The sequence below is a fragment of the Pseudomonas sp. LH21 genome, from assembly GCF_036549575.1.
Classification (GTDB): Bacteria; Pseudomonadota; Gammaproteobacteria; order Pseudomonadales; family Pseudomonadaceae; genus Aquipseudomonas; species Aquipseudomonas peradeniyensis.
Window position 1 is genome coordinate 4145798 of record NZ_CP144367.1, and the last position, 13341, is coordinate 4159138.

The 13341-nt window shown below is 66.5% G+C and carries 10 protein-coding genes; 5 read left to right on the plus strand and 5 right to left on the minus strand.

All coding sequences use genetic code 11. The features are described 5' to 3' along the window. Window positions 1-57 precede the first annotated feature (57 nt). The gene (locus VUG52_RS18880) at window positions 58-1521 is read right to left on the minus strand and encodes a glyceraldehyde-3-phosphate dehydrogenase (RefSeq protein ID WP_050704838.1); all 1464 of its coding nucleotides are present in this window, start codon (window positions 1519-1521) and stop codon (window positions 58-60) included. Window positions 1522-1688: 167 nt separating this feature from the next. On the opposite strand from VUG52_RS18880, the gene mfd reads away from it, so the two are divergent. From mfd to VUG52_RS18895, 3 genes are read left to right on the plus strand one after another with little or no spacing between them, the layout of a single operon-like run. Beyond that, window positions 1689-5138, plus strand: a complete 3450-nt coding sequence (gene mfd / locus VUG52_RS18885) for a transcription-repair coupling factor (RefSeq protein WP_050704837.1) — start codon at window positions 1689-1691, stop codon at window positions 5136-5138. A 9-nt stretch (window positions 5139-5147) separates the two neighbouring features. After that, window positions 5148-5708 carry a CsiV family protein gene (locus VUG52_RS18890; protein WP_050704836.1) on the plus strand — a complete coding sequence of 187 codons (561 nt, stop codon included), beginning with the start codon at window positions 5148-5150 and terminating at the stop codon, window positions 5706-5708. A 4-nt stretch (window positions 5709-5712) separates the two neighbouring features. After that, on the plus strand, window positions 5713-9027 hold the full coding sequence (locus tag VUG52_RS18895; RefSeq protein ID WP_331831900.1) for a DEAD/DEAH box helicase: 3315 nt from the start codon (window positions 5713-5715) through the stop codon (window positions 9025-9027). A gap of 120 nt (window positions 9028-9147) precedes the next feature. Here the strand turns inward: VUG52_RS18895 and nagZ are convergent, their stop codons facing one another. Next, window positions 9148-10146, minus strand: coding sequence for a beta-N-acetylhexosaminidase (nagZ, locus tag VUG52_RS18900; protein WP_177330834.1), 999 nt, complete (start codon window positions 10144-10146; stop codon window positions 9148-9150). A gap of 191 nt (window positions 10147-10337) precedes the next feature. Beyond that, window positions 10338-11042 carry a TetR/AcrR family transcriptional regulator gene (locus VUG52_RS18905; RefSeq protein WP_028692735.1) on the minus strand — a complete coding sequence of 235 codons (705 nt, stop codon included), beginning with the start codon at window positions 11040-11042 and terminating at the stop codon, window positions 10338-10340. 219 nt (window positions 11043-11261) lie between these two features. Here VUG52_RS18905 and lexA point away from each other — a divergent pair, with 219 nt between their 5' ends. Both lexA and sulA read left to right on the plus strand, forming a co-directional pair. After that, window positions 11262-11870 (plus strand): transcriptional repressor LexA, encoded by a 609-nt coding sequence (lexA, locus tag VUG52_RS18910; protein ID WP_050704834.1) that lies wholly within the window; start codon window positions 11262-11264, stop codon window positions 11868-11870. A gap of 13 nt (window positions 11871-11883) precedes the next feature. After that, window positions 11884-12360: an SOS-induced cell division inhibitor SulA gene (sulA, locus tag VUG52_RS18915; protein ID WP_050704833.1), complete on the plus strand. Its 477-nt coding sequence runs from the start codon at window positions 11884-11886 to the stop codon at window positions 12358-12360. 51 nt (window positions 12361-12411) lie between these two features. Here the strand turns inward: sulA and VUG52_RS18920 are convergent, their stop codons facing one another. Together VUG52_RS18920 and VUG52_RS18925 are read right to left on the minus strand one after the other, a co-directional pair. Continuing rightward, window positions 12412-12645: a hypothetical protein gene (locus VUG52_RS18920; RefSeq protein ID WP_023630868.1), complete on the minus strand. Its 234-nt coding sequence runs from the start codon at window positions 12643-12645 to the stop codon at window positions 12412-12414. Window positions 12646-12696: 51 nt separating this feature from the next. After that, on the minus strand, window positions 12697-13218 hold the full coding sequence (locus VUG52_RS18925; protein WP_050704832.1) for a DUF6586 family protein: 522 nt from the start codon (window positions 13216-13218) through the stop codon (window positions 12697-12699). Window positions 13219-13341 lie beyond the last annotated feature (123 nt).

Below are 13341 nucleotides of genomic sequence, written 5' to 3' on the forward strand. Positions count from 1 at the left end.
TCCTGAAAAAAAACGGGAACCCGAAGGTTCCCGTTTTTTCAACGCATTACAAGCGGATCAGCGTGGAAACGCTGGCGGGTTCACACCGGCCATGTCTTCCATCACGCGCACCACCTGGCAGCTGTAACCGAATTCGTTGTCGTACCAGACGTACAGGACAACGCGGTTGTCGTTGCAGATGGTCGCCTCGGCGTCGACCACACCGGCGTGGCGCGAGCCGACGAAGTCGGTCGATACCACTTCCTGGGAGCTGACGTAGTCGATCTGCTTGTGCAGCTCGGAGTGCATGGCGGTCTGGCGCAGGTACTCGTTCAGCTCTTCGCGGGTGGTGGCCTTCTCGAGGTTCAGGTTGAGAATGGCCATCGACACGTTCGGCGTCGGCACACGGATGGCGTTGCCGGTCAGCTTGCCCTTGAGCACCGGCAGGGCCTTGGCGGCGGCGGTGGCGGCACCGGTCTCGGTGATGACCATGTTCAGCGGCGCGGCGCGGCCACGACGGCTGCCCTTGTGGAAGTTGTCGATCAGGTTCTGGTCGTTGGTGAACGAGTGAACGGTTTCGACGTGACCGTTGACGATGCCGTACTGGTCGTTGATGGCCTTGAGCACCGGCACGATGGCGTTGGTGGTGCAGGACGCCGCCGAGATGATCTTGTCGTCGGCGCTGATGTCGCCGTGGTTGATGCCGTGCACGATGTTCTTCAGCGCGCCCTTGCCAGGTGCGGTGAGGATCACGCGGGCAGCGCCCGGGCAGGCCAGGTGCTGGCCCAGGCCATCGGCGTCACGCCATACGCCGGTGTTGTCGACGATCAGCGCATCGTGGATGCCGTACTGGGTGTAGTCGACTTCGCTCGGGCTCTTGGCGTAGATCACCTGGATCAGGTTGCCGTTGGCGGTGATGGTGTTGTTGGCTTCATCGATGACGATGGTGCCGTCGAACGGACCGTGCACCGAGTCGCGGCGCAGCAGGCTGGCGCGCTTGACCAGGTCGTTCTCGGCGCCCTTGCGCACGACGATGGCGCGCAGGCGCAGGCCGTCGCCGCCACCGGTCTTCTCGATGAGGATGCGCGCCAGCAGGCGGCCGATGCGGCCAAAGCCGTACAGGACGACGTCGGTGCCCTTGCGTGCGGAAGCGTTCTGCTGACCCACGACATCGGCCAGTTCGTCACGGACGAACTGCTCGGCGCTGCGGCCATTGCCTTCGACCTTGAACTTGTTGGCCAGCTTGCCCAGGTCCACCGAGGCGGCGCCCAGCTTCAGCTCGCTCATGGCCTTGAGCAGGGGGAATGTCTCGTGGACGGACAGCTCGGTCTCGTCGGTCTGACGGTGACGGGCAAAGCGGTGGGCTTTGAGGATCGAGATAACCGAACGGTTGATCAGGCTGCGGCCATAGATCGAGCTCACCACGTTGTTGTTGCGGTAGAGCTGACCGATAAGCGGGATCATCGCTTCAGCCAGGGCTTCACGATCGATCCACTCACCAAGACACTGGTCGGGCTTCTGAGTCACGGTAACCTTCCACATGTAGGGGAACAAAAAAGGGGCTACATTATGACGCCCCTCGGCGTATCGGGCAATGAGCGCCTGTCGCCGACGCCAGACCCCGTCGTCATGCCCTCGCGAGCCTGACAGCGAGCCCCGGCACCGGTACAATCGACCTCTTTGCCGCAACGCTTGGAGTCCGATCTCCCGTGTCAGTTCTGCGCCTACCGCAAATGTCGGCCACGGCCGGCAAACAAACCTGGGGCAACCTGCCCGGCGCCGCCTTGAGCCTGGCCATCGCCGAGGCGGCCAGTACCGCCGGTCGCTTCACCTTGCTGCTGACCGCCGACAGCCAGGCGGCCGATCGCCTCGAGCAGGAGCTGCGCTTCTTCGCGCCGGCGCTGCCGGTGCTGCCGTTCCCCGATTGGGAAACCCTGCCCTACGACCTGTTCTCGCCGCACCAGGACATCATCTCCCAGCGCATCGCCAGCCTCTACCGGCTGCCGGAACTGGACCACGGCATCCTCGTCGTGCCGATCACCACCGCCCTGCACCGCCTGGCCCCCACGCGCTTCCTGCTGGGCAGCAGCCTGGTGCTGGACGTCGGCCAGAAGATCGACGTCGAGCAGATGCGCACGCGCCTCGAGGCCAGCGGCTACCGCTGCGTCGACACGGTCTACGAGCATGGCGAGTTCGCCGTGCGCGGCGCGCTGATCGACCTGTTCCCCATGGGCAGCAAGCAGCCGTACCGCATCGACCTGTTCGACGACGAGATCGAGACCCTGCGCACCTTCGACCCGGAGTCGCAGCGTTCGATCGACAAGGTCGACTCGATTCGCCTGCTGCCGGCGCGCGAGTTCCCCATGCAGAAGGACGAGGTGACGCGCTTCAAGGCGCGCTTCCGTGAACGGTTCGACGTGGATTTTCGCCGCAGCGCGATCTTCCAGGACCTGACAAGCGGCATCATCCCCGCCGGCATCGAGTACTACCTGCCGCTGTTCTTCGAAGAGACCGCCACCCTGTTCGACTACCTGCCGACGGACACCCAGGTGTTCTCCCTGCCGGGCGTGGAGCAGGCCGCCGAGCACTTCTGGAACGACGTGCGCGGGCGCTATGAAGAGCGTCGCGGCGACCTCAGCCGGCCGCTGCTGCCGCCGGCGGAGCTGTTCATGCCGGTGGAGGACTGCTTCGCCCGCCTCAAGCAATGGCCACGGGTGGTGATCGGTGCCGACGACGTCGAGCCCGGCGTCGGCCGCGAGCGCTTCCCGGCCCGCGCCCTGCCCAACCTGGCCATCGAAGCCAAGGCCAACCAGCCGCTGGCGGAGCTGGCGAGCTTCCTCGACCAGTTCCCCGGCCGCGTGCTATTCACGGCGGAATCGGCGGGCCGGCGCGAAGTGCTGCTGGAACTGCTCGAACGCCTGAAGCTGCGCCCGCACACCGTCGACGGCTGGGCCGACTTCGTCAGTGGCGGTGAACGCCTGGCGATCACCATCGCGCCGCTGGACGACGGCCTGCTGCTGGACGACCCCAGCCTGGCCCTGGTCGCCGAAAGCCCGCTGTTCGGCCAGCGCGTGATGCAGCGCCGGCGCCGCGAGAAACGTGGCGAGGCGGCCAACGACGCGGTGATCAAGAACCTCACCGAGCTGCGCGAAGGCGCCCCGGTGGTGCACATCGACCACGGCGTGGGCCGCTACCTGGGCCTGGCGACCCTGGAGATCGACGGCCAGGCCGCCGAGTTCCTCACCCTCGAATACGCCGAGGGCGCCAAGCTCTACGTGCCGGTCGCCAACCTGCACCTGATCGCCCGCTACACCGGCAGCGACGACGCCCTGGCGCCACTGCACCGGCTGGGCTCCGAAGCCTGGCAGAAAGCCAAGCGCAAGGCTGCCGAACAGGTGCGCGACGTTGCCGCCGAGCTGCTCGACATCTATGCCCGCCGCGCCGCGCGCAAAGGCTATGCCTTCGCCGATCCGGCCGCCGACTACGCCACCTTCAGCGCCGGCTTCCCGTTCGAGGAAACCCCCGACCAGCAAGCCGCCATCGAGGCGGTACGCGCCGACATGCTCGCCAGCCAGCCGATGGACCGCCTGGTGTGTGGCGACGTCGGCTTCGGCAAGACCGAGGTGGCCATGCGCGCCGCCTTCATCGCCGTGCACGGCGGACGCCAGGTCGCATTGCTGGTACCCACCACCCTGCTCGCCCAGCAGCACTACAACAGCTTCCGCGACCGCTTCGCCGACTGGCCGGTGAAGGTCGAGGTGATGAGCCGCTTCAAGTCGGCCAAGGAAGTCGCCAGCGCCGCGGCGGACCTGGCCGAAGGCAAGATCGACATCCTCATCGGCACTCACAAGCTGTTGCAGGACGACGTGCGCTTCAAGGACCTGGGCCTGGCCATCATCGACGAGGAACACCGCTTCGGCGTGCGCCAGAAAGAGCAGCTCAAGGCCCTGCGCAGCGAGGTGGACATCCTCACCTTGACCGCAACGCCCATTCCACGGACGCTGAACATGGCGGTGTCGGGCATGCGCGACCTGTCGATCATCGCCACCCCGCCGGCCCGGCGCCTGTCGGTGCGCACCTTCGTCATGGAGCAGAACAAGAGCACGGTCAAGGAGGCGCTGCTGCGTGAACTGCTGCGCGGTGGCCAGGTGTACTACCTGCACAACGACGTCAAGACCATCGAGAAGTGCGCCGCGGAACTGGCCGAACTGGTGCCCGAGGCGCGCATCGGCATCGGTCACGGGCAGATGCGCGAGCGCGAACTCGAACAGGTGATGAGCGACTTCTATCACAAGCGCTTCAACGTGCTGATCGCCTCGACCATCATCGAGACCGGCATCGACGTGCCCAGCGCCAACACCATCGTCATCGAACGCGCCGACAAGTTCGGCCTGGCCCAGCTGCACCAGCTGCGCGGCCGGGTAGGTCGTAGCCACCACCAGGCCTACGCCTACCTGCTGACGCCGCCGCGCCAGCAGATCAGTGCCGATGCCGAAAAGCGCCTGGAGGCCATCGCCAACACCCAGGACCTGGGCGCAGGTTTTGTCCTGGCCACCAACGACCTGGAGATCCGCGGCGCCGGCGAGCTGCTCGGCGAAGGCCAGAGCGGGCAGATCCAGGCGGTTGGCTTCACCCTGTACATGGAAATGCTCGAGCGCGCGGTCAAGGCCATCCGCAAGGGCACCCAGCCGAACCTCGAGCAGCCGCTCGGCGGCGGCCCGGAGATCAACCTGCGCCTGCCGGCGCTGATCCCCGAGGACTACCTGCCCGACGTGCATGCGCGCCTGATCCTCTACAAGCGCATCGCCTCGGCGGCCGACGAAGAGGGCCTCAAGGACCTGCAGGTGGAAATGATCGACCGCTTCGGCCTGCTGCCCGAGCCGACCAAGAACCTGATGCGCCTGACCCTGCTCAAGCTGCAGGCGGAAAAGCTCGGTATCAAGAAAGTCGATGCCGGCCCCAATGGCGGCAAGCTCGAGTTCGAGGCCGAGACCCCGGTCGACCCACTGACCCTGATCAAGCTGATCCAGGGCCAGCCCAAACGCTACAAGTTCGAAGGCGCGACCCAGTTCCGCTTCCTGGTACCGATGGAACGCCCCGAAGAACGTTTCAACACCCTGGAAGCGCTGTTCGAGCGCCTCACCCCACAAAATCCATAAGGAAGCTTCATGCGTGCCATCCGTTGCCTGACCCTGCTGCTGGCCCTGCTCGCGCCAGCTGCCTTCGCCGCAGGCCCCTACCAGGTGGAAATGATCCTGGTGCGGCAGAACGCCGTGCCGGCGATCACCAGCCCGTTCGCCCCGGAAGACTGGAGCGCCGGCGCGCCGCGCCTGGAAAAAGGCGCCGAGCGCCCGACCGGCCTGGGTGACGAAGTCACCCGCCTGCAGGCCACCGCCGACTACACCGTGCTGCTGCACAAGGCCTGGCAGCAGGACGGCGATACCGTCGCCGTGAGCGCCGGTGACGAGCAATTCGGCCATTTCCCCATCGAAGGCAACCTGAGCATCAGCGAAGATCGCTTCATCGCCGTCGACGCCAACTTCTGGGTCAACCAGCTCGACGGCAACGGCAGCGTGATGCAGAGCGAACAGCTCAAGCAGAGCAACAGCAACATGAAGGCCGGCCAGCTGACCTTCTTCGATGGCGGGCATCTGGCGCTGCTGCTCAGGGTTTCGCCGGCCGGCATGCGCAAGATCCCGCTGCCGGATCCGGAAATGATGGAGCAGTGAAACCGTGAACGCCGATGTGCAGAAGCTGGCGGCCGAGAACCCGAGCTGGAAGCGCGATTTTTCCGCGGCCACCCTGCAACGTGGTGAACGGTACGCCGAACAGGGCCTGGTGCAGATCCAGTCCCACGGCGACTCGCGCATCGCGTCCACCTGCCACGGCAGCGGCGGCAATGTCTATCGCCAGCGGATCATCATCACTGCCGGCCCCTCCGGGCAGTGCCATGTGCGCGGCGACTGCTCCTGCCCGGTCGGCACCAACTGCAAGCACTGCGCCGCCGCGCTCTATACCCTGGCCAACAGCTACGGACACGTCGCGGCCAACGGCGACCAGTTGCCCCATCACCTGCAGCACTGGCTGCAGGGGCTGGAGCCGCCTGCGCCCAGGCAAGACGGCGCTGAAGACCGGCGCGGGCGCATGGTCTGCTACGAGTTGATGCTCGTCGATGACCACAGCAGCTGCGCGCTGCGCGTGCGCAAGGGTACTCGCGAAGAGCACGGCATCCGCTACAGCCGCATCCATTCGTTATACGAATTACTTTACGAGCCGCCGAAGTACGTCAAGGAGGAAGACCTGCGCATCCTGCGCCAGCTCTCCGCGCAGAACGCGCCCTATGGCCAGGAACGCGGCTACACGCTCAAAGGTCATGAAGGCGGCGAATTGCTGCAGCGGGTGCTGGACACCGGGCGCCTGATGTTCATTGAAGAGCTGCCGCTGCTGCTGCAGGGCGCAGAGCGCCGGGCACAGTTCCGCTGGGTTCGCCTGGACAACGGTGACTACCGGGGCATGTGGTACTGCGGCGAGCAGCCGCTAAATTGCATACTGCCGCTGATACCGCTGTTCTATTTCGATATCGATACCAAGGAAGTCGGCACCGTCGGCCACGACCTGGATCCGCACACTGCCCTGCAGCTGTCCCTTGCTCCCGATGTACCGGAACACCTCATCGTGCCCCTCAGCCACAAGCTCAACGCCCTCAATCATCACCTGCCGACGCCCACCACCGTGCAGCAGGAGCAGCTCGACGACATCCAGCCGACCCCGCACCTGACCCTCGGCAGCCTCGAATTCAGCGCCTACACGCCCAAGACCGGACGCATGCAACGGCAGATGCAGCACCGCGCCGCGCTGGCGTTCGACTACGACGGCCTGCGCGCCAGTGGCGGCGGCGACAAGCCACTGAGCCGCCTGGTGGGCAGCACCAGCCAGCGCATCCGCCGCCAGCCCCAGACCGAGCAGGCCCTGCGCAAGGTGTTGCGCGAGCATGGCTTCAAGCCCGCCACCCGCCAGAGCAAGGCCCTGCCCGACAGCGCCGGCGAGATGCTCCAGTTGCCTGACGACGAAGCCTGGCTGCGCTTCGCCCGCGAAGGCCTGCCGCGCCTGCGTGAGGCCGGCTGGGCCATCGATGTGCACCGCGACTTCGCCTTCAACCTGCACGAGGTCGACGACTGGTACGCCACCATCGATGAAGCACCGGGCCACGAATGGTTCGACCTGGAACTGGGCATCGTCGTCGAGGGCCAGCGCCACAGCCTTCTGCCGATCGTCCTGCAGCTGCTGCGCGCCAGCCCCGAGCTGCTGCGCCCCAGCGAACTGGCGCGGCGCAGTGACGATGAACACCTGCTGATCGACCTCAACCGCGCCCGCCACGACAGCCCGGCGCTGCGTGTCGCCCTGCCCTATGGGCGAATCAAGGCGGTGATGGGCACCTTGGGCGAGTTGTACCTGCACGACGACGTCAGCGGCCCGAGCCTGCGTCTGGAGCGCGCCGACGCGGCGCGACTGAACGACATCGACCACCTGCCGCTGCAGTGGGAAGGGGGCAGCCAGGTGCGCGACCTGGGCCGGCGCCTGCGCGACGCCCGCGATCTGCAGGTGGCACCGCCCAAGGGCCTGAACGCCACCCTGCGCCCCTACCAGCAGCAAGGCCTGAACTGGCTGCAGGCCCTGCGCGAGATGGGCACCGGCGGCATCCTCGGCGACGACATGGGCCTGGGCAAGACCCTGCAGACCCTGGCCCACCTGCTGCTGGAGAAGGAAGCCGGACGCCTGGCCCACCCGGCACTGGCGGTGATGCCCACCAGCCTGGTACCGAACTGGCTAGACGAAGCCCGGCGCTTCGCCCCCGACCTGCGCGTCCTGGCCCTGCACGGCCCCGGCCGCAACAAGCACTTCGCCAACCTGGCCGACTACGACCTGGTGCTGACCACCTACGCCCTCGTCCCCCGCGACCTGGAACACCTCAAGGCCCAGCCCTGGCACCTGCTGGTGCTGGACGAGGCGCAGAACATCAAGAGCAGCACCAGCAAGGCCGCCCAGGCCGTGCGCGAGCTGCAGGCCAGCCAGCGGCTGTGCCTGACCGGCACGCCGATGGAGAACAACCTCGGCGAGCTGTGGTCGATCTTCCACTTCCTGATGCCCGGCTGGCTGGGTGACAGCAAGCGCTTCACCCAGGACTACCGCACCCCGATCGAACGCCACGGCGATGCCGAGCGCATGGCCCACCTGGCCAGCCGCATCCGCCCGTTCCTGCTGCGCCGCACCAAGGAGCAGGTGGCCACCGAACTGCCGGCCAAGACCGAGATGATCCACTGGGTCGAGCTCAGCGACGCCCAGCGCGACACCTACGAAGCGGTGCGGGTGGCGATGGACAAGAAGGTCCGCGACGAGATCGCCCGCAATGGCGCCGCCCGCAGCCAGATCGTCATCCTCGACGCGCTGCTCAAGCTGCGCCAGGTGTGCTGCGACCTGCGCCTGGTCAAGGGCACCGAGACCAAGGGCACGTTCGCCGACAAGGGCAAGCTGGGCAGCCTGCTGGAAATGCTCGAGGAGCTGCTCAGCGAGGGGCGCAAGGTGCTGCTGTTCTCGCAGTTCACCTCGATGCTGGCGCTGATCGAGTTCGAGCTGGAGAAGCGCGGCATCCGCTACAGCCTGCTGACCGGCGACACCCGCGACCGCCGCGCGCCGGTGCAACAGTTCCAGAACGGCGACAGCGAGGTGTTCCTGATCAGCCTCAAGGCCGGCGGCACCGGGCTGAACCTGACCGCCGCCGACACCGTGATCCACTACGACCCGTGGTGGAACCCGGCCAGCGAGAACCAGGCCACCGACCGCGCCTACCGCATCGGCCAGGACAAGCCGGTGTTCGTGTTCAAGCTGATCACCCGGGGCACGGTGGAGGAGAAGATCCAGCAGTTGCAACAGGAGAAGGCGGCGCTGGCGGCCGGGTTGCTCGATGGCGGGCAGGCCGGGCAATGGCGGCTGGGGGATGACGAGATCGAGGCGCTGTTCGCGCCGCTGCCGGGTAAGCGCGGGCGTTAAGCCAGGCTTTTCCCGTGCCGGCCTCTTCGCGGGTAAACCCGCTCCCACAGGGACGGCGTATTCCTTGAGGGTGACGCCTTACCTGTGGGAGCGGGTTTACCCGCGAAGAAGCCAACGCGGTCAATCGACCAGCTGGGCTTCCTTCAACGCCCCCAGCGCCTCCAGCCAACGCGGCTGCTGGCGGTAATCGGTACGCGCGAAGCCCTGCCCGCGCATCCGCGCGATCCGTGGCGACGGCTTGACCTTCATCCGCTGCGCCGCGCTCAACGCCAGCTCCGCCGCCGCCCGGTCGTTGCACACCAGGCCCATGTCGCAGCCGGCGCTCAGGGCCGCCTCGATACGACTGGCGGCATCGCCCACCACATGGGCGCCGGCCATGGACAGGTCGTCGCTGAAGATCACCCCGTCAAAGCCCAGCTCGCCCCGCAGGATGTCCTGCAGCCAGCGCCGGGAGAAGCCGGCCGGCTGGTTGTCGACCTGCGGATAGATCACATGGGCCGGCATCACCGCCGCCAACTGGCCACCCAGGCGGGTGAACGGCACCAGGTCGGCGGCGCGCAGCTGCTCCAGGCTGCGCTCGTCGACCGGGATCGCCACATGGGAGTCGGCTTCGGCCCAGCCGTGGCCGGGGAAATGCTTGCCGCAGGCAGCCATGCCCGCGGCGTTCATGCCGCGGATGAACGCACCGGCCAGCTCGGTGGCACGCTGTGGATTGCCTTCGAAGGCGCGGCTGCCAACCACGGCGCTGCGCTGGTGATCGAGGTCCAGCACCGGAGCGAAGCTCAGGTCCAGGCCCACCGCCAGCACCTCGGTGGCCATCAGCCAGCCGCACTGCTCGGCCAGGTACTCGGCATTGGCGTTGTCGGCGATCGCGCGCATGGCCGGCAGGCGCACGAAGCCCTGGCGCAGGCGCTGGACCCGCCCGCCTTCCTGGTCCACGGCGAGGATCAGCTCGGGGCGAATCGCGCGGATCGACGCGCACAGCTCGCGCACCTGGCGCGGGCTGTCGACGTTGCGGGCGAAGATGATCAGGCCGGCCACTTCGGGCTGGCGCAGCAGATGGCGGTCTTCGGCGGTCAGCCATTTACCGGCGATATCCACCATCAGGGAGCCTTGCAGGCTGGCAGTCATAGGGAGTCCTTCATGGGAGGTCCAGGGGCGCTTCGCCGTGGCGCGGGCGCACGCAAGCATCGGACAACGAAGTGCCCGATGGTTCAGTGGCGAAGCGGCCGTGCTGGCGGAAAATGCGGCGAGAGGCAAGGTCAGACATGCGCGCTAGCTTAGCGCAAGCGCCCTGCCCCGCCCAGTGCTCAGGCCTTGGCGGGGGCGGCGGACTTGCTGCGCGGACGCAACTGCGCCGTGGCCATGGCCTCGTCGGTGACGCCGCTGTCGGCGCGCATGCCGGCGGCCAGGAACGGCACCATCAGGCGCATGACCTGCTCGATCGAGGTGTTGATGCCGAAATCGGTCTCGGCGATGGCCCGCAGGGCCTTGATCCCCGACATGCTGAACGCTGCGGCGCCGAGCATGAAGTGCACGCGCCAGAACAGCTCCAGCGGCGGGATGCGCGGCGCGGCCTCGTTGACCAGCAGCATGTAGCGGCGGAACACCTTGCCGTACATGTCTTCCAGGTAGCGCCGCAGGTGCCCCTGGCTCTGGCTGAAGGCCAGGCCCAGCAGGCGCATGAAGATCGACAGGTCGTTGTTGCTGCGCGGCTGCACGGCCAGGGCCTGTTCCACCAGCATCTCCAGCAGCTCTTCGAGCGAGGCCTTCTGCTCGGGACGCGCCTGACGACGCTCCAGCTCGCGCTCCAGGCTCGCGCAGAACGGCCCCAGGAAGCGCGAGAACACCGCCTGGATCAGGGCCTTCTTCGAACCGAAATGGTAGTTCACCGCCGCCAGGTTGACCCCGGCCTTGCTGGTGATCAGCCGCAATGAGGTTTCCGCGAACCCGCGCTCCGCGAACAGCTGCTCCGCCGCATCGAGGATGCGTTCAACGGTTTCCGATTGGGCCATGACTACTCCGCCTGACAAACAGTTGTTTGAAACATACGTTTCAGGCCTGCCGATGTCAAGGCTGGGTGACCGGTCGGTCGCCATTTAAAAGCGCCAAGAGTCAGGCTGCAAGCGACAAGATGCGTCGGCGTTTCGATCTTTCTTGGTCCGGGTGGGTTGCAGGCCGCGAGCCACTGTATATAATTCCAGTCACTGTATAAAAAGACAGAGCCCTCGCCCATGCTGAAACTGACGCCACGCCAAGCCGAGATTCTGGCCTTCATCAAGCGCTGCCTCGAAGACAACGGCTTCCCGCCGACCCGCGCCGAGATCGCCCAGGAGCTGGGCTTCAAGTCGCCCAACGCCGCCGAGGAACACCTGAAGGCCCTGGCCCGCAAGGGTGCCATCGAGATGACCCCCGGCGCCTCCCGCGGCATCCGCATTCCCGGCCTGGAGCCGAAAAGCGACGACAGCGGCCTGCCCATCATCGGCCGGGTCGCCGCCGGCGCGCCGATCCTCGCCGAGCAACACATCGAGGAATCCTGCAACATCAACCCGGCCTTCTTCCATCCCCGCGCCGACTACCTGTTGCGCGTGCACGGCATGAGCATGAAGGACATCGGCATCTTCGACGGCGACCTGCTGGCCGTGCACACCACCCGCGAAGCCCGCAACGGCCAGGTGGTGGTGGCCCGCATCGGCGACGAAGTGACCGTCAAGCGCTTCAAGCGCGAAGGCAGCAAGGTCTGGCTGATCGCCGAAAACCCCGAATTCGCCCCCATCGAAGTCGACCTGAAGGAACAGGAGCTGGTGATCGAGGGCTTGAGCGTCGGCGTCCTGCGCCGCTGAACCAGGAGGCGTCATGCAGCCGTTCACCCATGCACCCCAGCAAGCCCAGCTGCCGCTGTTCGAGGCCTTTCTCGCCCAGCCGGTGCTACCCGGCCTCAAGCCCGCTCCGGCAGCGCGCAAGAGCAGCCAGCCCGAGCTGTTCAGCGAACTGGCCCTGCGCGGCGCGCCCGGGCATTGCCAGAGCCTGCTGGCGCCGGTCCTGCGCGAACTCAGCGAAGAAGACGACAGCCGCTGGCTGACGCTCATCGCCCCGCCCGGCAGCCTCACCCAGGCCTGGTTGCGCGATGCAGGTCTCAACCGTGAACGTATCCTGCTGCTGCAACCCGGTGGCAACCAGACCGCCCTGCAACTGGCCTGCGAAGCGCTGCGCCTGGGCCATAGCCACACCGTGGTCAGCTGGCTGGGCACCCTCAACGGCAGCGCTCGCCAACAGCTGCAGCGCGCCGCCGCCAGCGGAAACGCACAAAGCCTGAACATCCGCCTCGGCTGATGTTCAGGCTTTGCCTGTCAAACGCTTGAAACCCTGGGCAGGTAACCTGCCTCAGTGAAGGACGCGCGGCCCCTCTTCACGCTCGAAGTCACCCTCGACGAGGCGGCCGGCCATCTGCACGCCGACGCTGAGCATGGCCTTGGCCACTTCCACATGCTGTCCTTGCAGGAATGCCTTGGCATCCTCGGAGAAATCCAAGGTCACCAGGGAGCCTTCATCCTCGGCACGGCGCAGCTCGATCCGGCCATCAGGCAACTCGACAATTTCTAGAAAGGACGTTGACATAAAGGGCCTACTTTTCACGAAAGGCCATCAGTGTACCAGCCATGGCGGCGGTCAGCACTCACTCAGCGCTTCGCGGAATCGTCTCACCAGGCTTTTCAGGTTCTGCCGCCAGGCTTCAAGCTCCTCGCGGGAAAGCTCGGCCGGCTCGGGCTCGTCCAGATTGACGGCCTGGATCAGCGGCTGGGTGACGTCGCCCTTCACGGCTTTCTTCGCGACCGGCGGTCGGAACAAATCGGCATAAGCGGCCAGCAGGCGCGCCAGCCAGGTTTCCGGCTGACGGGCCAGCTCCAGCAACTCGGCCATTTCCGGTATCGCCACGCTCTGCAGCACCTCGTCGCTGAACAGCAGCTCGGCCCGTGACGCCGAGGCCTGGGGCAAGCGGTAGAAACCGGCGATCTCGTGACACAGCCCCAGCAGCGCGCCATACAGGTGGAACAGCGCCGATTCGCGCTCGGCCTGGAGCAGGCCCTGGGCGTTCATGGCCTGGCTGTCGGCGGCCTTGGCCATGGATTCCAGGGCAAGGCCGGCGAAGAACAGTTTCTGGTTGGTGCGGGTGTAGAGTTCCTGGGCCATTTTCCATGACCTCCCATGGGCAGCAAGGCGATATCGCAGTTTCGGGGCTGCCAAGCGTTACCGCAAGCACAAACGATCGCGGGGCAAGCCCGCTCCCACGAGGTCCAAGCAGAACCTCGTGGG

Bases quoted from the DNA above. Each gene is read 5' to 3' on its own strand.
- VUG52_RS18880 (WP_050704838.1), bottom strand. From the start codon at position 1,521: ATGTGGAAGGTTACCGTGACTCAGAAGCCCGACCAGTGTCTTGGTGAG.
- VUG52_RS18890 (WP_050704836.1), top strand. From the start codon at position 5,148: ATGCGTGCCATCCGTTGCCTGACCCTGCTGCTGGCCCTGCTCGCGCCA.
- VUG52_RS18905 (WP_028692735.1), bottom strand. From the start codon at position 11,042: ATGGCCCAATCGGAAACCGTTGAACGCATCCTCGATGCGGCGGAGCAG.
- lexA (WP_050704834.1), top strand. From the start codon at position 11,262: ATGCTGAAACTGACGCCACGCCAAGCCGAGATTCTGGCCTTCATCAAG.
- sulA (WP_050704833.1), top strand. From the start codon at position 11,884: ATGCAGCCGTTCACCCATGCACCCCAGCAAGCCCAGCTGCCGCTGTTC.
- VUG52_RS18920 (WP_023630868.1), bottom strand. From the start codon at position 12,645: ATGTCAACGTCCTTTCTAGAAATTGTCGAGTTGCCTGATGGCCGGATC.
- VUG52_RS18925 (WP_050704832.1), bottom strand. From the start codon at position 13,218: ATGGCCCAGGAACTCTACACCCGCACCAACCAGAAACTGTTCTTCGCC.